The sequence below is a fragment of the Streptomyces sp. WAC03905 genome (genome assembly GCF_057371075.1).
The window spans coordinates 4,721,718-4,741,567 of sequence record NZ_JBXYDZ010000003.1; the positions used below are offsets into that span (position 1 = coordinate 4,721,718).

The window sequence follows — 19,850 nt, forward strand, 5'->3', positions numbered from 1 at the left end:
ACGCGCGTGGTCCCCCGCGAGAGGCAGTAGGCGAGTGAGCAAGTACCTGGTAACCGGTGGCGCCGGATACGTCGGCAGCGTGGTCGCGGCCCACCTCCTGGAGGCCGGCCACGAGGTCACCGTCCTCGACGACCTCAGCACCGGCTTCCGCGTCGGGGTGCCGGCGGGCGCGACGTTCGTCGAGGGCCGGATCCAGGACGCCGCCCGGTACGTGGACCCCTCCTTCGACGCGGTGCTGCACTTCGCGGCCTCCTCGCAGGTCGGCGAGTCCGTGGTGAACCCCGGCAAGTACTGGGAGAACAACGTCGGCGGCACCCTCGCCCTGCTCGCAGCCATGCGCGAGGCGGGCGTGCGCCGGCTGGTCTTCTCCTCCACCGCCGCCACCTACGGCGAGCCGACCGAGGGCCTGCTCACCGAGACCTCGGTGACCGCGCCGACCAACCCGTACGGCGCCTCGAAGCTCGCCGTCGACCACATGATCGCGGGCGAATGCGTGGCGCACGGCCTGGCCGCCGTGTCGCTGCGGTACTTCAACGTGGCCGGCGCCTACGGCGAGTTCGGCGAGCGGCACAGCCCCGAGACCCACCTGATCCCGCTCGTACTCCAGGTCGCCCTCGGCGAGCGCGAGTCGATCTCGGTCTTCGGCGAGGACTACCCGACCCCGGACGGCACCTGCGTACGCGACTACATCCACGTGGCCGACCTCGCGGAGGCGCACCTGGCGGCCCTCCGGTCCGCCACCGCCGGGGAGCACCTCATCTGCAACCTGGGCAACGGCAGCGGCTTCTCGGTGCGCGAGGTCGTCGAGACCGTCCGCAAGGTCACCGGCCGGGACATCCCCGAAGTCGTCGCCCCGCGCCGGGCCGGTGACCCGGCGATGCTCGTCGCCTCCGCCCGCACCGCCCACGAACGCCTCGGCTGGACCCCGAACCGCTCGGACCTCACCGGCATCATCCAGGACGCCTGGAACTTCGCCCGCACCCACGCCTCTTCATAGGGCTCGGTTCGCCTCCGGGGCGCCGGTAGCCGGGGAGTGGGGCCGTACGTGCTCGAAAACCGCTCGTGCCTCGCGGTTTTCTCCGCGCGTTCGGCCCCACTCCCCGGCGCGCCCCTTCGGCTCACTCGCCCGTGCAGCGGCCCCCGTCGGGCCTCGGGGCGCCCGGCAGGGGCGTGCGCCCGGCGGGGGCGTGTGTGTCGGGACCACGCGCTGTGGCCGGGCGCTGCGCGCGGGCGCCCGGCGTGCGCACGCCGGGTGAAATGCCCCCCGTGCAACTGCCCATGGCACGCGCCCGCGCGCACGTCGCGCCCACAGCCGCCGATTCCGGCGATTTCCGGCCACGGCCGAGGCCCTTCGGAACGCACACTCCCGAAAACCGCCGGGAAAACTTCTGCTATTCGGCCAACCACGAGCCGGGCCCGGCCCTACGCTGATGCGTGACACCGGTGGGGGCCGGTGTTGATTCAGGGGTCGAGACAAGTCGGGTACGGCGTCCGGTCCGGGGTAGTGCAGATATGTCTCGGCGGCGGCCGGGTCATGCGGATCACCCGGTCCTGGCGCCGTACCCGCCGTCGTCCGTTCCCCTACCCTTGGGGGTTTTGTGGTTCGTATCCGGGTTCTCGTCGTCGACGATCACCGCATCTTCGCCGAATCGCTCGCAGCCGCGCTCGCGGCCGAGCCGGACGTGGACGTGTCCGCGGCCGGCAGCGGCCCCGCCGCGCTGCGCTGCCTCGAACGCGCGGTGGCCGAGGGCCGCCGCTTCGACGTCCTGCTGGTCGACGCCGATCTCGGCGCTGTCCCCGGGGCCGTGCCGGCCCAGCGGGAGCCGGGGGCCGGGCCCCCACCGCCCGCCGCGGACGGGATCGCGCTCGTGGCCGGCGTGCGGGTGGCCCACCCAGGAGTCCGTACGGTCGTCCTCGCCGAGCGCGACGACCCGCGCCGGGCCGCCCTCGCACTGCAGGCGGGCGCCTCGGGCTGGGTGGCCAAGGACTGCTCGCTCTCACGCCTGCTGGCCGTGATCCGCGGGGTCCTGCGGGAGGAGACCCACCTGCCGCCCGCACTGCTCACCGGAGTGCTCCGCGAACTGACCGCTGCGCGCAAGCACCGCACGGACAGCGAGCGGCTCGTGGAGTCCCTCACCCCGCGCGAACACGAGGTGCTGCGCTGCATGGTGGCGGGGCTGGGCCGCAAGGACGTGGCGGCCAGGCTGTTCCTGTCCCCGCACACGGTCCGCACCCACATGCAGAACGTGCTGGGCAAGCTCGGCGTGCACTCCACCCTGGCCGCGGTGGCGCTGGCCCGGCGGGCCGGCGTACGACCCGCCGACCTAACCGGGGATGTTGTCGAACGGAGCGGTCAACTGGCGTAGCAGCCCGGCGAGATCACCGCGCTGGCTCTGCGAGAGCTGGGCCAGGATCGCCCGTTCCTGGGCGAGCAGCCCGGCGAGCGCCTGGTCGGCGCGGTCCCGGCCCTCGGGGGTGAGCCGCACCAGGACCCCGCGGCGGTCGCTGGGGTCCGGGAGCCGCTCGACGAGGCCCTTCTTGGCCAGCCGGTCGATGCGGTTGGTCATGGTGCCGGAGGTGACCAGGGTCTGGGTCAACAACTGGCCGGGGGAGAGCTGGTAGGGGGCGCCCGGCCCGGCGCAGCGACGTCAGGACGTCGAACTCCCAGGGCTCCAGGCCGTGCTCGGAGAAGGCCAGCCTGCGGGCGCGGTCGAGATGGCGCGCGAGCCTGCTGACGCGGCTCAGCACCTCGAGCGGTTCCACGTCGAGGTCAGGGCGCTCCCGCCGCCATGCCGCCACCAGTCGGTCGACCTCGTCCTCCATGCCGATCAGTGTAAGGGGTCTGTCGATGTGAAGTCTCTTCATCCCGAGTATCTCGATTACGAGTATCTTGACATCGAGATATAAATGGAGCGAGCATGGGGCATGGAGGGGGCCGGAACAGATTCCGCTTCCGACCGCCCCGCCAGCAGGGAGGCTCGAACATGTATTCCGATACCGCGCGTGCAGGAACCCCCACGTCCACCGCGCCCTCCGCACCGACCTGGGATCCCCAGCAGTACCTCCGGCACGCCGGCCACCGCGCACGGCCCTTCCTCGATCTCCTCACCCGCATACCCGAGCTGCCCCACCGCCCCGCCCGCATCGCCGACCTCGGCTGCGGCCCCGGCAACGTCACCGAACTCCTCGCCACCCGCTGGCCCGAGGCCGTCATCACCGGCTTCGACCTCTCCCCGGAGATGCTGCAGCGCGCCACCGAGCAGTACGCCGGCCCCACCGCGGGCGGCGGCAGCCTCGACTTCCGCCACGGGGACATAGCCGGCTGGCTCCCCGAGGAGCCCTACGACCTGATCGTCTCCAACGCCGCCCTCCAGTGGGTCCCCGGCCACCCCGGCTCCTTCGGCGCCTGGATCAACGGGCTGCGCCCCGGCGGCACCTTCGCCTTCCAGATCCCGGGCAATTTCACCGCCCCCAGCCACGCCCTGCTCGCCGAGCAGTGCGACACCCCGCGCTGGCGCTCCCGCCTCGCCGGACACGGCGCCCGTTACATCCACCTGCTCGAACCCGCCGAATACCTCGCCCGGTTCACCGCGCTGGGCTGCACCGCCGACGTCTGGGAAACCACCTACCACCAGCTCCTCCAGGGCCCCGACCCCGTCCTCGACTGGGTCAAGGGCACCGCGCTGCGGCCCGTCCTCACCGCCCTCGGCGACGACCGCGAAGCCGTCGACGCCTTCCTGGCCGAATACCGCGACCGGCTGCGCGCGGCCTACCCGAGCGGGCCGCGCGGAACCGTCTTCCCGTTCCGAAGGATCTTCGCCGTCGCCCGCAAGGAGGCCTGACCGTGCTCACCGCCGTCGACCACGTCCAACTCGCCGCGCCGCCCGACTCGGAGGAACTGCTCCGCGTCTACTACAGCGGCGTCCTGGGCATGACGGAGATCCCCAAGCCGCCCGTCCTCGCCGCCCGCGGGGGCTGCTGGTTCGCCGCCGGCCCCGTACAGCTCCACCTCGGCGTCGAGGACGACTTCCGGCCCGCCCGCAAGGCGCACCCGGGCCTGCGGGTGACCGGCATCGAGGAGTACGCGCGGAGACTGGAGGAGCGGGGCGCCAAGGTCGTCTGGGACGACAACCTGCCGGGCCACCGCCGCTTCTACTCCGAGGACCCCGTCGGCAACCGGCTCGAATTCCTGGAACCGGACGAAGCGGCCACCCCGTAGCCCGCACGGCATGACGGCGCCCCGTCACCGGACCTCCGGTGACGGGGCGCCGTCATGCCGTGCGGGGGATCAGCTCTTGCGGCGGCCCACCAGCTGCGGCTTCGACTCCAGTCCGTCCAGCCCGTGCCACGCCAGGTTCACCAGGTGCGCCGCCACCTCGGCCTTCTTCGGCCTGCGCACGTCCAGCCACCACTGGCCCGTCAGCGCCACCATCCCGACCAGCGCCTGCGCGTACAGCGGAGCCAGCTTCGGATCGAAGCCCCGGGCTTTGAACTCCAGCCCCAGGATGTCCTCGACCTGCGTGGCGATGTCACTGATCAGCGAGGCGAACGTACCCGTCGACTGCGCGACCGGGGAGTCCCGCACGAGGATCCGGAAACCGTCCGTGTACGACTCGATGTAGTCGAGCAGCGCGAACGCCGCCTGCTCCAGCAGCTCCCGGGGGTGCCCGGCGGTCAGCGCGCCCGTCACCCCGTCCAGCAGCTGGCGCATCTCCCGGTCCACGACGACCGCGTACAGCCCCTCCTTGCCGCCGAAGTGCTCGTACACCACCGGCTTGGACACCCCGGCCTTCGCCGCGATCTCCTCCACCGAAGTGCCTTCGAAGCCCTTCTCCGCGAACAGGGTCCGGCCGATGTCCAGCAATTGCTGGCGCCGCTCCGCGCCCGTCATCCGCACCCGGCGGCCACGCCGGGGCTTGTCGCTGCTGGAATTACCGCCGTCGATCGCCACGCCCCCCATCATGCCGCGTTCGGCTCGTTTTCCCTGCGCCGGGCGTCGATGCGGGCCGCGGACGGCCACCTCACGTCCGTGGCCCACCCCAGCTGCTCGAACCAGCGGATCAGCCGCGCACTGGAGTCGACCTGCCCCCGCAGCACACCGTGCCGGGCCGACGTCGGGTCGGCGTGGTGCAGGTTGTGCCACGACTCGCCGCACGACAGCACCGCCAGCCACCACACGTTGCCCGACCGGTCCCGGGACCGGAACGGCCGCTTGCCCACCGCGTGACAGATCGAATTGATCGACCACGTCACGTGGTGCAGCAGCGCCACCCGCACCAGGGAGCCCCAGAAGAACGCCGTGAACGCCCCCCACCACGACATCGTCACCAGGCCGCCCACCAGCGGCGGGATCGCCAACGAGAAGATCGTCCAGAAGATGAAGTCCCGCGAGATGCGCCGGATCGCCGGGTCCTTGATCAGGTCCGGGGCGTACTTCTGCTGATCGGTCTGCTCCTCGTCGAAGAGCCAGCCGATGTGCGCCCACCACAGGCCCTTCATCAGCGCCGGCACCGTCTCGCCGAACCGCCACGGCGAATGCGGGTCGCCCTCGTGATCGGAGTACTTGTGGTGCTTGCGGTGGTCCGCGACCCAGCGCACCAGCGGACCCTCCACCGCCATCGAGCCCATCACCGCGAGCACGATCCGCAGCGGCCGCTTCGCCTTGAAGGAACCGTGCGTGAAGTAGCGGTGGAAACCGATGGTGATCCCGTGGCAGGCCAGGAAGTACATGAACACCATCAGGCCCAGGTCCAGCCAGCTCACCCCCCAGCCCCAGGCCAGCGGCACCGCCGCCAGCAGGGCCAGGAAGGGCACGGTGATGAACAGCAGCAGGGCGACCTGCTCGATCGACCGCTTGTTCTCGCCGCCCAGCGTCGCGGACGGCACAGGTGTCTCGGAGGGGGCGGAGGCGCCCTCGATCAGATCGGGACTGGTGGTCATGGGGTCCCCTGGGGGGTGAGGGATGTCGGCGGGCGCGCCGGTCACGAGACCCTACGGGTCCGTAACCTACGGCATCGTAAGTATGGCAAAGCGGGGGCCCCGGACAAGAGGAGCACGGCCACCGCAACCGCAGCGCGCCCGCGCGCACCACCCGGCCCGGCCGCCGTCGCCGGACCCCCGACGACTCGGTCAGTGAGACGTTTGCCCAGGCACGGGCACGGGACACCTATCCTGTTCCCCGTCGGACAGCGCGGTCCGCACGGGCAGCCCGAGCCACACCTCAGGAGCGGCGGTCCCCCGGACGGAGTCCGGCGGGTGCACGCCGCGCGGCCGGGAGCCCACCGCCCAGTAGCGCTCGAACACTGCAAGGAGCCGCACCTGTGAGCAGTGCTGACAAGGCCCCCCTGGCCGCCCAGCAGGCCCCCGTCACCCCGGCCGCCACCGCCAACGCGGAACTGCGCGCGGACATCCGCCGCCTCGGCGACCTCCTCGGGGAGACCCTCGTACGCCAGGAGGGCCAGGACCTGCTCGACCTCGTCGAGCGCGTCCGCGCCCTGACCCGTACCGACGGCGAGGCCGCCGCCGCCCTTCTCGGCGACACCGACCTGGAGACCGCCGCCAAGCTGGTGCGCGCCTTCTCCACCTACTTCCACCTCGCCAACATCACCGAGCAGGTGCACCGCGGCAAGGAACTGCGCGCCCACCGGGCCGCCGAGGGCGGGCTCCTCGCCCGCACCGCCGACATGCTCAAGGACGCCGACCCCGAGCACCTGCGCGAGACGGTCAAGAACCTCAACGTGCGCCCCGTCTTCACCGCGCACCCCACCGAGGCGGCCCGCCGCAGCGTCCTGAACAAGCTGCGCCGCATCGCGGCCCTCCTGGAGGAGCCCGTCACCGGCGCCGGCGACCGCCGCCGCCACGACCTGCGCCTCGCCGAGAACATCGACCTCGTCTGGCAGACCGACGAGCTGCGCGTGGTCCGTCCCGAGCCCGCCGACGAGGCCCGCAACGCCATCTACTACCTCGACGAGCTCCACGCCGGCGCCGTCGGCGACGTCCTGGAGGACCTGGCCGCCGAGCTGCGCCGCGTCGGCATCGAGCTGCCCCCGGGCACCCGCCCGCTCACCTTCGGCACCTGGATCGGCGGCGACCGGGACGGCAACCCCAACGTCACCCCCGACGTCACCCGCGACGTGCTGATCCTCCAGCACGAACACGGCATCACCGACGCCCTCGAACTCGTCGACTTCCTGCGCAGCCTGCTGTCCAACTCCATCCGCTACACCGGAGCCACCGAGGAACTCCTCGCCTCGCTCCAGGCCGACCTCGAACGCCTCCCCGAGATCAGCCCCCGCTACAAGCGGCTGAACGCCGAGGAGCCGTACCGCCTCAAGGCCACCTGCATCCGCCAGAAGCTCCTCAACACCCGCGAGCGCCTCGCCAAGGGCATCCCGCACGAGGAAGGCCGCGACTACCTCGGCACCGCCGAGTTCCTCACCGACCTCACCCTCATCCAGACGTCCCTGCGCGAGCACCGCGGCGGCCTCTTCGCCGACGGCCACATGGACCGCACCATCCGCACCCTCGCCGCCTTCGGCCTGCAACTCGCCACCATGGACGTGCGCGAGCACGCCGACGCCCACCACCACGCCCTCGGCCAGCTCTTCGACCGCCTCGGCGAGGAGTCCTGGCGCTACGCCGACATGCCCCGCGACTACCGGCAGAAGCTCCTCGCGAAGGAACTGCGCTCCCGCCGCCCGCTGGCCCCCACCCCGGCGCCCCTCGACGCCGCCGGTGCCAAGACCCTCGGCGTCTTCGGCGCCGTCAAGGACGCCTTCGAGAAGTTCGGCCCCGAGGTCATCGAGTCCTACATCATCTCGATGTGCCAGGGCGCCGACGACGTCTTCGCCGCCGCCGTCCTCGCCCGCGAGGCCGGTCTCATCGACCTCCACGCCGGCTGGGCCAAGATCGGCATCGTCCCGCTCCTGGAGACCACCGACGAGCTGCGCGCCGCCGACGTCATCCTCGACGAGATGCTCGCCGACCCCTCCTACCGGCGCCTGGTCTCCCTGCGCGGCGACGTCCAGGAGGTCATGCTCGGCTACTCCGACTCCTCCAAGTTCGGCGGCATCACCACCAGCCAGTGGGAGATCCACCGGGCCCAGCGCCGGCTGCGCGACGTCGCCCACCGCTACGGCGTCCGCCTGCGCCTCTTCCACGGCCGGGGCGGCACCGTCGGCCGCGGCGGCGGCCCCTCCCACGACGCGATCCTCGCCCAGCCCTGGGGAACCCTCGAAGGCGAGATCAAGGTCACCGAGCAGGGCGAGGTCATCTCCGACAAGTACCTCGTCCCCTCCCTCGCCCGCGAGAACCTCGAACTGACCGTCGCGGCCACCCTGCAGGCCTCCGCCCTGCACACCGCGCCCCGCCAGTCCGACGAGGCCCTCTCCCGCTGGGACGCGGCCATGGACACCGTCTCCGACGCCGCCCACGCCGCCTACCGCGAGCTCGTCGAAGACCCCGACCTGCCCGCCTACTTCTTCGCCGCCACCCCCGTCGACCAGCTCGCCGACCTCCACCTCGGCTCCCGGCCCTCCCGCCGGCCCGACTCCGGAGCCGGCCTCGACGGCCTGCGCGCCATCCCGTGGGTCTTCGGCTGGACCCAGTCCCGCCAGATCGTCCCCGGCTGGTACGGCGTCGGCTCCGGCCTCAAGGCGCTGCGCGACGCCGGCCACGAGGACGCCCTCACCGAGATGGGCGAGCGCTGGCACTTCTTCCGCAACTTCCTGTCCAACGTCGAGATGACGCTGGCCAAGACCGACCTGCGGATCGCCCGCCACTACGTGGACACCCTCGTGCCCGACCACCTCAAGCACGTCTTCGCCCGCATCGAGGCCGAGCACGAACTGACCGTCCGCGAGGTCCTGCGCATCACCGGGGGCGAGGAACTCCTCGACTCGCACCCCGTGCTCCAGCAGACCTTCGCCGTACGCGACGCCTACCTCGACCCGATCTCCTACCTCCAGGTCTCCCTCCTGGCCCGCCAGCGCGCGGCCGCGGCCCGTGGCGAGGCGGCCGACCCGCTGCTCGCCCGCGCCCTGCTGCTCACCGTCAACGGCGTCGCCGCCGGTCTGCGCAACACCGGCTGACCCGCCCCGCGGCACCACGCACAGGAGCCCCCGCACGGACCGGTGCGGGGGCTCCCGTCCCTCCGTGCGCCGACGTCAGGAGTTGTACGCCGACTGCGCGCGCTCCAGACCCTCGGCGACCAGGCACTCCACGGCGTCCGCCGCCCGGTCCACGAACCAGTCCAGCTCCTTGCGCTCCGTGGAGGAGAAGTCCTTCAGCACGAAGTCCGCGACCTGCATCCGGCCCGGCGGCCGCCCGATGCCGCACCGCACCCGGTGGTAGTCCGCGCCCATCGACTTCGTCATCGACTTCAGACCGTTGTGCCCGTTGTCCCCGCCGCCCAGCTTCAGGCGCAGCGTCGGGTAGTCGATGTCCAGCTCGTCGTGGACCGCGACGATCCGCTCCAGCGGCACCTTGTAGAAGTCCCGCAGGGCCGTCACCGGACCGCCCGACAGGTTCATGAACGACATCGGCTTGGCCAGCACCACCCGGCGGTTCGCCGGCCCGGGCGGGCCCATGCGGCCCTCGACCACCTGCGCCCGCGCCTTGTGCGCCTTGAACCGGCCGCCGATCCGCTCGGCCAGCAGGTCGACCACCATGAACCCGATGTTGTGGCGGTTCCCGGCGTACTCCGGCCCCGGGTTGCCCAGACCCACGATCAGCCAGGGCGCCGCGTCGTCCGACATCAAAAGCTCCTTACCGCCTAGAACGAGGACGACCGCCGTCCCGCTCCAGTGGAGCCGGACGGCGGTCGGTCAGCAACTGCTGAGGGGGAGGGGCGAGGCTCAGGCCTCGGCGCCCTCGGTCTCACCCTCGGCGTCGGCGGCCGGCTCCTCGGCCTGCGGGGCGACGACCTGCAGGACGGCGGTCTCGCCGTCGACGGCCAGGGCGGTACCGGCCGGCAGCTTCAGGTCGGAGGCGTGCACGGTCGCACCGGCCTCCAGGCCCTCGATCGAGACGGTGATCTCGGTCGGGATGTGGGTGGCCTCGGCCTCGACGGAAACGGCCGTCAGGAGGGTCTCCAGCAGGTTGCCACCGGCGGCCAGGTCGCCCTCGGTCACGACCGGAACCTCGACGACGACCTTCTCGCCCTTCTTGACGATCAGGAAGTCGACGTGGGTCAGGGTGCGCTTGACCGGGTGACGCTGGACGGCCTTGGGGATGACCAGCTCGGTGCCGTCGCCCGCGATGTCCAGGGACAGCAGGACGTTCGGGGTCTTGAGCGCCATCATCAGGCCGTGGCCCTCGACGTCGACGTGCTTCGGGGCGGTGCCGTGGCCGTAGATGACACCGGGGACGAGGCCGTCACGGCGGGCCTGACGGGCGGCACCCTTGCCGAAGTTGGAACGGCTGGAAGCGGAAAGCTTGACCTCGGACATGCTCACTCCTCGTGGGGTGATGGAAAAGGACACAGTCACCCGGCCTGAACGGCCTGCTACGAAGAGCGCGTCGATAACGGAGCATCCGCACGCAGAAGTGCGGCCTCCCTCGCCGAGCAACTCGGAGAGTGTACCCGGCGGGGAGGCCGCACTTCAAAAGGATCTAGCCGCAGCAACCGCGGGGGTCTACTGCTGCTCCTCGAAGAGGCTCGTCACCGAACCGTCCTCGAAGACCTCGCGCACCGCGCGCGCGATCATCGGGGCGATCGACAGCACCGTGATCTTGTCCAGTTCAAGGTCGGACGGGTCCGGCAGCGTGTTCGTGAAGACGAACTCGCTCACCTTGGAGTTCTTCAGGCGGTCGGCGGCGGGGCCCGACAGGATGCCGTGCGTCGCCGTCACGATCACGTCCTCCGCACCGTGCGCGAAGAGCGCCTCGGCCGCGGCGCAGATCGTGCCACCCGTGTCGATCATGTCGTCGACCAGGACGCAGACACGGCCCTTGACCTCACCGACGACCTCGTGGACCGTCACCTGGTTGGCGACGTCCTTGTCGCGGCGCTTGTGCACGATCGCCAGCGGGGCGTCCAGCCGGTCGCACCAGCGGTCCGCCACCCGCACACGACCGGCGTCCGGGGACACGATCGTCAGCTTCGTGCGGTCCACCTTGGCGCCCACGTAGTCCGCGAGGACGTTCAGCGCCGAGAGGTGGTCCACGGGGCCGTCGAAGAAGCCCTGGATCTGGTCGGTGTGCAGGTCGACCGTCAGGATGCGGTCCGCACCCGAGGTCTTCAGCAGGTCCGCCACCAGACGGGCCGAGATCGGCTCGCGGCCCTTGTGCTTCTTGTCCTGGCGGGCGTAGCCGTAGGACGGGATGATCACGGTGATGGAACGTGCCGACGCGCGCTTCAGCGCGTCGATCATGATCAGCTGCTCCATGATCCACTTGTTGATCGGAGCCGTGTGGCTCTGGATCAGGAAGCAGTCCGCGCCACGCGCCGACTCCTGGAAGCGGACGTAGATCTCACCGTTCGCGAAGTCGAAAGCCTTGGTCGGCACGAGGCCGACTCCCAGCTGGTGCGCGACCTCCTCGGCCAGCTCGGGGTGGGCGCGGCCGGAGAAGAGCATCAGCTTCTTCTCGCCGGTCGTCTTGATCCCGGTCACAGCACTGTCTCCTCAGACGTGTTGAAGCTGCTCGCCCCCATGTGCGTCCGTCCCGCACACGGTGAGCCAGCCGAATTGCGTGCACCTATCACGGTACGCCGTTCGAGACGTACCTGTTTCCGGTCAGTTCACCTCAGGGGCGCTCGGAGTCCTCCGAGGCCGCCGACTGCGCCGCGGTGGCGGCGGCACTTCCCGGACGCTTGCGAGCCACCCAGCCCTCGATATTCCGCTGCTGGCCGCGGGCCACGGCCAGTGCGCCGGGCGGCACATCCTTCGTGATCACGGATCCGGCGGCCGTGTAGGCCCCGTCCCCGATGGTGACGGGTGCCACAAACATGTTGTCCGACCCCGTCTTGCAATGCGAGCCGACGGTGGTGTGGTGCTTGTGCTCACCGTCGTAGTTCACGAAGACGCTCGCGGCGCCGATGTTCGTGTACTCGCCGATCGTGGCGTCTCCCACGTACGACAGGTGCGGCACCTTGGTGCCCTCGCCGATCGTCGCGTTCTTCATCTCGACGTACGTACCGGCCTTCGCCTTCGCCCCGAGGGTCGTCCCCGGACGCAGGTACGCGAACGGCCCCACGCTCGCCTGCGGGCCCACGACCGCGCTCTCGGCCACCGTGTTGTCCACGCGGGCTCCCGCACCGACCCGGGTGTCCCGCAGCCGGGTGTTGGGGCCCACCTCGGCGCCCTCGGCGATGTGCGTGGCGCCCAGGAGCTGGGTGCCGGGGTGCACGACCGCGTCCTGCCCGAAGGTGACCGTCACGTCCACGAAGGTACTGGCGGGGTCCACGACCGTCACGCCGGCGAGCATGGCCTGCTCCAGCAGGCGCGCGTTCAGCAGCGCGCGCGCCTCGGCGAGCTGCACGCGGTTGTTGATCCCCAGGATCTGGCGGTGGTCGCTGCCCACGGCCGCGCCGACCCGGTGCCCGGCCTCGCGCAGGATGCCGAGCACGTCGGTGAGGTACTCCTCGCCCTGGCTGTTGTCGGTGCGGACCTTGCCGAGCGCGTCGGCCAGGAGGGCCCCGTCGAAGGCGAAGACGCCCGAGTTGATCTCGCGGATCGCGCGCTGGGAGTCGGTGGCGTCCTTGTGCTCGACGATGGCGGTCACGGCGCCCCCGGCGTCGCGCACGATGCGGCCGTAGCCGGTGGAGTCGGGCACCTCGGCGGTGAGCACGGTGACGGCGTTGCCGTCGGCGGCGTGCGTCCGCGCCAGCCGGTCCAGGGTCTCCCCGGTCAGCAGCGGGGTGTCGCCGCAGACGACGATCACGGTGCCGTCGACGGGCCCGCCGAGCTCCTGGAGGGCCATGCGGACGGCGTGGCCGGTGCCGTTCTGCTCGTACTGGACGGCGGTGCGGACGTCGGCGTCGATGCCGGCCAGGTGCGCGGTGACCTGCTCCCGGGCGTGCCCGACGACCACGACGAGGTGTTCGGGGTCCAGCTCGCGGGAGGCGGCGACCACGTGACCGACGAGCGAGCGCCCGCAGATCTCGTGCAGGACCTTGGGTGTGGCCGACTTCATGCGGGTGCCTTCACCCGCTGCGAGTACGACGACGGCTGCCGGGCGGTTGGCGCTCACGGGTGTGCCCTTCGGCTTCGGGGGTGGACCCGTGAAGGATACCGGGGGGCCGGGGGCCCGAAACGAAGCCGGGTCCCGACCGCGATGGTCAGGACCCGAACGTGCGACAGCTCCCCCGCCAGGACTCGAACCCGGACATAAGGCACCAAAAGCCTCAGTGCTGCCAATTACACCACAGGGGACTATGTGCGACTGAACCGGACATTACTTCACTGTGGTCGAGCCGACGGCACCTACTATGCCGCACCGGCGCCCCTGGACGCGACGGTAAAGATCGGTGCCGTGCCGCGCCGTGCCGTACGCGTACCGCGGCACCCGTGGCCCGCGCTGCGGGAGTTGTCGCTGTCGGTGGTCTGTAGGGGCGCCTGCGTACGCTGGACGGCATGACCAGTACGGGGGAAGAGCAAGGCCTTGCCGGGCCGCCTTTGTGGTGGACGCGGAGGCGGGACGTCGCGGTGGACCTGGCGCTGACCGCGCTGTCCGCCGCCGAGTGCGCGTGGGAGGGGATCGGCTTCGCGCGCGAGGCCGGGATCCCCACGGCCGCCGGGGTGCTGTTCGGGGCCGTGGTGGGGGCCACGCTCGTACTGCGCCGGCGATGGCCGATCGCGGTGGTGCTCGTGGGGATCGCCGTGGCGCCGGCCGAGATGGGGTTCCTGCTGTCGGTGGCGGGCATGTACACGCTCGCCTCGTCCGAGGTGCCGCGGCGGATCATCGCCGGGCTCGCGTCGATGTCGCTCGTCGCGACCTTCATCGTCATGTACCTGAAGACGCGCGGCGACGTGGAGGCCGATCCGGCGCTCGTGGTCGCCCTGTCCGGCTTCGTCGCGATCGCCCTGACCGTGCCGCCGGTGCTGCTCGGGCTCTACATCGGCGCCCGGCGGCGGCTGATGGAGAGCCTGCAGGAGCGGGCCGACTCGCTGGAGCGGGAGCTGTCGCTGCTGGCGGACCGGGCGGAGGAGCGGGCCGAGTGGGCCCGTACGGAGGAGCGGACCCGGATCGCGCGGGAGATGCACGACGTGGTCGCCCACCGGGTCTCGCTGATGGTGGTGCACGCGGCCGCGCTGGAGGCGGTCGCGGCCAAGGACCCGGCCCGGGCGGCGAAGAACGCCGCACTGGTGGGGGACATGGGGCGGCAGGCGCTCACGGAGCTGCGGGAGATGCTCGGCGTGCTGCGGGCGGCGCCCAAGCCGGCCGTGGCCGCCGTGGCCGCGGCCGTGGCGACGGCGGGCCCGGCCGCGCTCGCGGGCGGCCCGGAGGAGGGGCCTTCGCTGGCCGAGCTGGAAGCCCTGGTCGGGCAGTCGCGGGCGGCCGGGATGGTCGTGGAGATGATCGTCCAGGGCGCGGGCGAGGACTACGCGGCGGAGGTGGAGCAGACGGCGTACCGCGTGGTGCAGGAGGCGCTCACGAACTGCCACAAGCACGCTCCGGGGGCGCGGGTCGTGGTGCGGCTCGCGCACCGCGACGGCGAGGTGGCGATGCAGGTGGAGAACGGCCCGTGCGAGGGGCCGGCGGACGGGGTCGGCCTCCCGAGCGGGGGGAACGGGCTGGTCGGGATGCGGGAGCGGGTGCTCGGGCTGGGCGGGGTCTTCGTGTCGGGCCCGACGGACGCGGGCGGCTTCCGCGTCTCGGCGGTCCTCCCCCTGCGCTGACCCCTCGGCCGGGGCCGGAGCCTCGGCCGTCACCCCGGCGGGAGCGCGAGGCGAGGGGGCTGGAGGCCCGTCAGGAGGAGGGTGAGGGCATCGTCGACGGTGGGGCCGAGGTACCAGTCGCCTGTGTGGTCGATGCCGTAGACGCGGCCCTCGCGGTCGAGCGCGAGGTGGGACTCCCCGTCGGCCTCGACCCCGAGCGGGCAGAGCTGCGTGGACAGGGCCCGGCCCAGATCGGCGAAGGTGCGCGCGAGGTGCAGCCCGGTGAGGGGGTCGATGCGCACCGGGACCGGGGCGATCTGACGGCCCGGGCCGGGGGCGGCGACGGTGAGGCCGCCGAACTCGGCCCAGGCCTCGACGGCGGCGGGGAACACCGTGTGCCGGTGACCCGCGGGGGTGGTGTGGTCCCGCAGGGCGTCGGCCCAGTACTCGGCCTGCTTGATGTCCCAGCGGCCGGGTTCCCACCCGGCGGTCCGCAGCGCGGAGTCCACCGCGACCGGGAAGCGGGTGGTCGAGGAGCGGTCGTAGGAGGCGGAGGTGGTCGTCATGGCTACTCGGCTGGGGTGAGGTCGACGGAGCGTACGCCGAAGTGGGCGAGGAGGGCGTCGCAGGAGCGGCAGGGGGGCGCGTAGCTGCCGTGGAGGGGGTCGCCGTCCTCGCGGATGCGCCGTGCGGTGATCTTCGCGTGCTTGAGGGAGCGGCGTGCCTCGCTGGGCGAGAGGGGTTTGCGGGACGCGCGCCGGGAGCGGGCGCCCTCGACGGCGGCCAGGTGGCGCGACAGCAGTATCGCCTCGGGACATCGGCCGGTGAAACGTTCGCGCTGGCCGCTGGTCAGGGTGTCCAGGAAGTCCTGGACGAGCGGGTGGAGCGTGGGCGGCTGGTCGGCCTTGCCGGCGGTACCGGTCAGGGTCTCGCCGCGTACGGAGAGGGCGGCGGCGACGGTGGGCAGGATGCCGTCCCGGCGGAAGCGCAGGACGGGTGGCACGGGCCGGCCGTCGCTGCTGCTCCAGCGCAGGCGTGGGTCCCCGGCGGGGCCGCCCGCTTCGGCTAGTGTGCCGGCCGCTCCGGCGGTGCCGTCGCCCGGATCCGTACGTGTTGCCGTGTTCTGCATGGTCGCGCTTTCCCTCCCGTGGCGGCGGTGGTGACCGCTTGCGCGCACGCCCCCGTGCTGCGGGGACAGCCTGCCAAATGTCATCTGTCATACGGAAGCGGGGTCGAATTTTCGTATCAATTCGGATGTTCCCGGCCCTCGGGCTGGTGTGCGGGTCGCGGGCGGGGGAGCCTCTTGTGCCAGCGCATAGGCTGTGGTGAACCAGCCAGATCCAGCAGGGGGCTACCGCCATGACGACAGGTCGGCTCGGGCAGCAGGCCGCGCCACCCAACGCCGCTTACTCGGGGCAGGTCGTGCATTTCCCGGACCCGGTCCGGGCCGCTCGGCATCCCCACGGAGTGCGGATGGACGGCGACGGGTATCCGGACTTCTCCGCCTACGCCCGCGCGGCGGTGGAGATCGCCGAGCCGCCCGAGGGCTTCGGCGTGGACGAGTTGCGGCTGACCGACTACGTGTCCGCGAACGCGGCGATGAAGGCCGCGGGGCACGAGCTGTGGGACACGGTCGGACCGGTGGCCACCCCGCACGGCTGGACCTGGCACCACGTGGCCGGTTCGCGGCGCATGGAGCTGGTCCCCGTCGAGGTGAAGGCACTGCTGCGGCACCACGCGGGCCTGGCGACGGCTCCGGTGGACCACGACAAGCGCGGGACGCGGCCGCTGCAGGAGGTGCGCCCGGCGCACATGGGCCTGCCGAAGACGGTGGTGTCGGTCGGTGAGGAGCAGGTCCAGGGGGTCGAGGAGGACCTCGGCTACCGGCTGCCCGAGGCGTACCGCTCGTTCCTGAAGGCCGCGGGCGGTTGCGCGCCGGTGGGCGCCGGTCTGGACGTGGACCTGGGCGTCCTGGTCGACCAGCCGTTCTTCACGGTGCGTGAGGAGGCCGCGATCAACGACCTCGTGTACGTCAACAAGTGCCTGCGCGACCACCTCACGAAGGACTACCTGTGCGTGGCCTTCGCGCAGGGCGGTCTGCTCGCGCTGAAGGTCAAGGGCGAGGACATCGGATCGGTGTGGTTCTCCCCCTACGACGACGCACGCGACCGGGACGGATGGTCGGTGCAGGAGCGCGTGGAGCGGCTGTTGCTGCCGTGCGGCGTTGATTTCGACGCCTTTCTGGAGCGGTTGGCGGGTAACCCGCCGGAACTGGAGACGGTGGCCGGTCTGATGGTGGACGGCGGATTCGCGCGTTCGGTTCCGGTGGCGCGCACCGGTTCGGATGAGGGGTGACGGCGCGATGGTGACGTTTGCGCAGGCGCAGGAGCGCGCCGAGGAGTGGATCAACGGGGACGTGCCCGCCTACCAGCACCGGGAGGTGCGCGTACGGGAGTTCGGGCTCGGGTTCGTGGTGTGGGCGGAGGACCGGGCGGCGGGCCCGGTGTCGGGGGGCGGCCGGCAGCGGCTGGTCATCGCCCGGGACAGCGGCGAGGTCACGCTGTGGCCGGGACTGCCGGTGGGTGAGGTGATCCGCCGGTACGAGGAGGAGTACGGGGCCGCGGCCGCGACACCGCCCTCGGAGGCTTCGGTTCCGCCGCCGCGGATCGACTCGGAGCAGACGTCGTTCATGCTGAGCCCGCCGGAGTGGCTGCAGGAGGCGGCGGACCGCGCGGGGATCCCGCGCACGCCGGCCGCGGCTGCGGGCGCGGACCCGGGCTCCGGCGCGGACTCCGGCTCCGGCTCCGGTTCCGGCTCGGCTTCCGCGTCGGCGCCGGCGCCTGCCGCGGAGTCCGGGCCGGTCGGGTCTCCCGCCGAGGTGCCGGGCGCCGCGGACGCGGTGCCGTTGCGTCGCGGTGGTGAGATCCCGTACGAGCCGACGGCCAACGACGGGGTCCCGGCGACGCCCGCGGCGGCCGTGCCGACCGGGGCCACGCCGTGGGCGGGGACCGATGTGAACGGCACCGACGACGCGTCCGTGCCGCTTCCGGCGACCGTGTTCGCGCCGCCGCTGTCCGGGTCGGACCTGGACGACGCCCCGGCGTCCTCCTCGGTGGCCTCCGAGGCGAAGACGACGCTGATGCCCGGGGGCAGCCAGCTGCCGAGGACCGCGATCGTGCCCGCCCTGGACCCGCCCGCGCCGGACTCGGCGTCGCAGGACATCGCCGACGCGCCGACCAGCAAGGCCCGTGTCCCGCGGCCCGGCGCCGCGGACGCTCCGGGTGCGGGGCAGCCGTCGACGCCCCCCGGCCCGCCCGGGGCCCCCGGTGCTCCCGGTGGCGGGCTCGATCACGCCGCGACGATGCTGGCCGGTCCGGCCGTGACGGGTCAGCCTCCGGCGCCTCCGGGCCCGCCCGGTGCTCCCGGGGCCGGTGCGCCGCAGCCCCCCGGTCCGCCCGGCCCGCCCGGTCCGCCCGGGGCCCCCGGGTCGCTGGGCCGTGGGCTCGACCATGCCGCGACGATGCTGGCCGGTCCGGCCGTGACGGGTCAGCCTCCGGCGCCTCCGGGTCCGCCCGGTGCTCCCGGGGCCGGTGCGCCGCAGCCTCCCGGTCCGCCCGGTCCGCCCGGGGCCCCCGGGTCGCTGGGCCGTGGGCTCGACCATGCCGCGACGATGCTGGCCGGTCCGGCCGTGACGGGTCAGCCTCCGGCGCCTCCGGGTCCGCCCGGTGCTCCCGGGGCCGGTGCGCCGCAGCCTCCCGGCCCGCCCGGTCCGCCCGGGGCCCCCGGTGGCGGGGCCCATCACGCCGCGACCATGCTCGCGGGTCCCGGCGTACCCCAGCCCCCCGGTCCGCCGGGGGCTCCCGGTGCGCCCGGGGCTCCCGGTGGCGGGCTCGACCACGCCGCGACCATGCTCGCGGGTCCCGGCGTACCCCAGCCTCCCGGCCCTCCCGGTCCGCCGCCCGGTGGGCCCGCGGCGCAGCCGCAGGCCCCGACGGGTGCGCCCACGGTCGGCCCCGGCTACCAGGCGGTGCTGCGCTACCGCGCTCCCGACGGCTCCGAGCAGCAGCTCATCCGCCGCTCGGCGCCCGGTACCCCGCACCCGGAGTGGCAGATCCTCTACGAGCTGCGCGCGATGAACGTGCCGCCGCAGCAGGTGCTGGAGCTGCACACCGAGCTGGAGTCCTGTGAGCTGCCCGGCGGTTACTGCGCCCGGATGATCCGGGAGACGTGGCCGCAGGTGCGGATCACGAGCGTCGCCCCGTACGGGCAGGACCACGCGGGCCGTCAGCAGGGCATGCGGCACCTGCTCACCCACCAGGGCGAGCTGCACCAGGTCGCCGACGGTCCGGCGCGGCCGGCGCCGGTGCGCGCGCCGCTGCCGCAGGTCCCGCTGCAGCAGGCGATCCCGCTGGAGGCCATCGGGCAGGAGCTGGCGGCGGCGTTCGGCCCGCAGGGCGTGTTCCGGTTCGACCAGCGGGCGGTGTCCCGCCAGGGCGTGCCGGAGATCGTGGCGCAGACGCTGATGTGGGCGGGGCTGCCGGTCGATTTCGGGCCGTTCTTCTGGGCGCAGGCGGTGCCGGGGCAGCCGGTGCCGACGCTGGCCGAGCTGGCGGGGCAGCGGCAGGTGCAGCCGGCGACGGACGCGGGCTCGTACCTCGTGATCGGCAGCGACTTCGGCAAGGCGCTGTGCGTGCAGTACGGGACCGCGCACATCGTGGCGGTGCCGGTGGAGGGTGGTCCGGGAGGTGCGCCGGTGCCCCCGCAGTTCGTCAACTCGAGCCTGCCGCAGTTCGTGCGCTCGATGGCGATGCTCGGTCACATGTGGCGGCTGCGGCAGCATCTGACGCCGGAGCAGGCGGGACGCTGGACCGTCGACTTCCAGGCGAATCTGGCGGGGCTGGACAGTGCGGCGCTGGCGTCGCCGGAGAGCTGGTGGTCGGTGCTGCTGGAGCAGATGTGGGACGGGTTGTTGTGACGGCCGTCTGAGGCGACGTGAGGTGCTCGGCGTGAGTGGCCGGGTCGGGACCCCTC

General features: G+C 72.6%; 17 protein-coding genes, 1 tRNA gene and 1 pseudogene. 9 read left to right on the forward strand and 10 right to left on the reverse strand.

The features are described 5' to 3' along the window. The first annotated feature begins 34 nt into the window (after nucleotides 1–34). On the forward strand, nucleotides 35–997 hold the full coding sequence (gene galE, locus AC2RP6_RS23875) for a UDP-glucose 4-epimerase GalE (RefSeq protein WP_486448049.1): 963 nt from the start codon (nucleotides 35–37) through the stop codon (nucleotides 995–997). A gap of 601 nt (nucleotides 998–1,598) precedes the next feature. Continuing rightward, nucleotides 1,599–2,366: a LuxR C-terminal-related transcriptional regulator gene (locus AC2RP6_RS23880; protein WP_486448050.1), complete on the forward strand. Its 768-nt coding sequence runs from the start codon at nucleotides 1,599–1,601 to the stop codon at nucleotides 2,364–2,366. Here AC2RP6_RS23880 and AC2RP6_RS23885 read toward each other — a convergent pair. Continuing rightward, nucleotides 2,325–2,763, reverse strand: a pseudogene (locus AC2RP6_RS23885) (MarR family winged helix-turn-helix transcriptional regulator). The gene AC2RP6_RS23880 and the pseudogene AC2RP6_RS23885 sit on opposite strands and share 42 nt — an antisense overlap. On the opposite strand from AC2RP6_RS23885, the gene AC2RP6_RS23890 reads away from it, so the two are divergent. From AC2RP6_RS23890 to AC2RP6_RS23900, 3 genes are all read left to right on the forward strand, one after another. Then, the gene (locus tag AC2RP6_RS23890; RefSeq protein ID WP_486450591.1) at nucleotides 2,680–2,907 is read left to right on the forward strand and encodes a hypothetical protein; all 228 of its coding nucleotides are present in this window, start codon (nucleotides 2,680–2,682) and stop codon (nucleotides 2,905–2,907) included. The pseudogene AC2RP6_RS23885 and the gene AC2RP6_RS23890 overlap by 84 nt on opposite strands. 77 nt (nucleotides 2,908–2,984) lie before the next feature. Beyond that, nucleotides 2,985–3,842 carry a trans-aconitate 2-methyltransferase gene (locus AC2RP6_RS23895; RefSeq protein ID WP_486448051.1) on the forward strand — a complete coding sequence of 286 codons (858 nt, stop codon included), beginning with the start codon at nucleotides 2,985–2,987 and terminating at the stop codon, nucleotides 3,840–3,842. A 2-nt stretch (nucleotides 3,843–3,844) separates the two neighbouring features. Beyond that, the gene (locus AC2RP6_RS23900) at nucleotides 3,845–4,219 is read left to right on the forward strand and encodes a VOC family protein (RefSeq protein WP_486448052.1); all 375 of its coding nucleotides are present in this window, start codon (nucleotides 3,845–3,847) and stop codon (nucleotides 4,217–4,219) included. Between the two features lie 69 nt (nucleotides 4,220–4,288). Here the strand turns inward: AC2RP6_RS23900 and AC2RP6_RS23905 are convergent, their stop codons facing one another. After that, nucleotides 4,289–4,963, reverse strand: a complete 675-nt coding sequence (locus AC2RP6_RS23905; RefSeq protein ID WP_386186608.1) for a TetR family transcriptional regulator — start codon at nucleotides 4,961–4,963, stop codon at nucleotides 4,289–4,291. Further along, the gene (locus AC2RP6_RS23910; RefSeq protein WP_486448053.1) at nucleotides 4,960–5,940 is read right to left on the reverse strand and encodes an acyl-CoA desaturase; all 981 of its coding nucleotides are present in this window, start codon (nucleotides 5,938–5,940) and stop codon (nucleotides 4,960–4,962) included. The genes AC2RP6_RS23905 and AC2RP6_RS23910 overlap by 4 nt, the downstream gene beginning before the upstream one ends. Before the next feature lie 380 nt (nucleotides 5,941–6,320). Here AC2RP6_RS23910 and ppc point away from each other — a divergent pair, with 380 nt between their 5' ends. Next, the gene (gene ppc, locus AC2RP6_RS23915) at nucleotides 6,321–9,089 is read left to right on the forward strand and encodes a phosphoenolpyruvate carboxylase (RefSeq protein WP_486448054.1); all 2,769 of its coding nucleotides are present in this window, start codon (nucleotides 6,321–6,323) and stop codon (nucleotides 9,087–9,089) included. A 75-nt stretch (nucleotides 9,090–9,164) separates the two neighbouring features. Here the strand turns inward: ppc and pth are convergent, their stop codons facing one another. The 5 genes from pth to AC2RP6_RS23940 all read right to left on the reverse strand — a co-directional run bounded on the left by pth (nucleotide 9,165) and on the right by AC2RP6_RS23940 (nucleotide 13,373). Next, nucleotides 9,165–9,755, reverse strand: a complete 591-nt coding sequence (gene pth, locus AC2RP6_RS23920; protein WP_486448055.1) for an aminoacyl-tRNA hydrolase — start codon at nucleotides 9,753–9,755, stop codon at nucleotides 9,165–9,167. 99 nt (nucleotides 9,756–9,854) lie between these two features. Beyond that, nucleotides 9,855–10,448 carry a 50S ribosomal protein L25/general stress protein Ctc gene (locus tag AC2RP6_RS23925; RefSeq protein WP_486448056.1) on the reverse strand — a complete coding sequence of 198 codons (594 nt, stop codon included), beginning with the start codon at nucleotides 10,446–10,448 and terminating at the stop codon, nucleotides 9,855–9,857. Nucleotides 10,449–10,634: 186 nt separating this feature from the next. Then, nucleotides 10,635–11,612: a ribose-phosphate diphosphokinase gene (locus AC2RP6_RS23930; protein ID WP_030027111.1), complete on the reverse strand. Its 978-nt coding sequence runs from the start codon at nucleotides 11,610–11,612 to the stop codon at nucleotides 10,635–10,637. Between the two features lie 133 nt (nucleotides 11,613–11,745). Beyond that, nucleotides 11,746–13,191 (reverse strand): bifunctional UDP-N-acetylglucosamine diphosphorylase/glucosamine-1-phosphate N-acetyltransferase GlmU, encoded by a 1,446-nt coding sequence (gene glmU / locus AC2RP6_RS23935; RefSeq protein WP_486448057.1) that lies wholly within the window; start codon nucleotides 13,189–13,191, stop codon nucleotides 11,746–11,748. A gap of 110 nt (nucleotides 13,192–13,301) precedes the next feature. Then, nucleotides 13,302–13,373: transfer RNA gene (locus AC2RP6_RS23940), tRNA-Gln, on the reverse strand. A gap of 201 nt (nucleotides 13,374–13,574) precedes the next feature. On the opposite strand from AC2RP6_RS23940, the gene AC2RP6_RS23945 reads away from it, so the two are divergent. Next, nucleotides 13,575–14,840 carry a histidine kinase gene (locus AC2RP6_RS23945; RefSeq protein WP_486448058.1) on the forward strand — a complete coding sequence of 422 codons (1,266 nt, stop codon included), beginning with the start codon at nucleotides 13,575–13,577 and terminating at the stop codon, nucleotides 14,838–14,840. Nucleotides 14,841–14,869: 29 nt separating this feature from the next. On the opposite strand, the gene AC2RP6_RS23950 is transcribed toward AC2RP6_RS23945, so the two are convergent. Together AC2RP6_RS23950 and AC2RP6_RS23955 are read right to left on the reverse strand one after the other, a co-directional pair. Continuing rightward, on the reverse strand, nucleotides 14,870–15,385 hold the full coding sequence (locus AC2RP6_RS23950) for an SUKH-3 domain-containing protein (protein WP_486448059.1): 516 nt from the start codon (nucleotides 15,383–15,385) through the stop codon (nucleotides 14,870–14,872). A 2-nt stretch (nucleotides 15,386–15,387) separates the two neighbouring features. After that, nucleotides 15,388–15,948 (reverse strand): YwqJ-related putative deaminase, encoded by a 561-nt coding sequence (locus tag AC2RP6_RS23955; protein WP_486448060.1) that lies wholly within the window; start codon nucleotides 15,946–15,948, stop codon nucleotides 15,388–15,390. Between the two features lie 230 nt (nucleotides 15,949–16,178). On the opposite strand from AC2RP6_RS23955, the gene AC2RP6_RS23960 reads away from it, so the two are divergent. Together AC2RP6_RS23960 and AC2RP6_RS23965 are read left to right on the forward strand one after the other, a co-directional pair. Next, nucleotides 16,179–17,174, forward strand: a complete 996-nt coding sequence (locus tag AC2RP6_RS23960; protein ID WP_486448061.1) for an SMI1/KNR4 family protein — start codon at nucleotides 16,179–16,181, stop codon at nucleotides 17,172–17,174. Between the two features lie 7 nt (nucleotides 17,175–17,181). Next, on the forward strand, nucleotides 17,182–19,794 hold the full coding sequence (locus AC2RP6_RS23965) for an SUKH-4 family immunity protein (RefSeq protein WP_486448062.1): 2,613 nt from the start codon (nucleotides 17,182–17,184) through the stop codon (nucleotides 19,792–19,794). The last annotated feature ends 56 nt before the right edge of the window (nucleotides 19,795–19,850 follow it).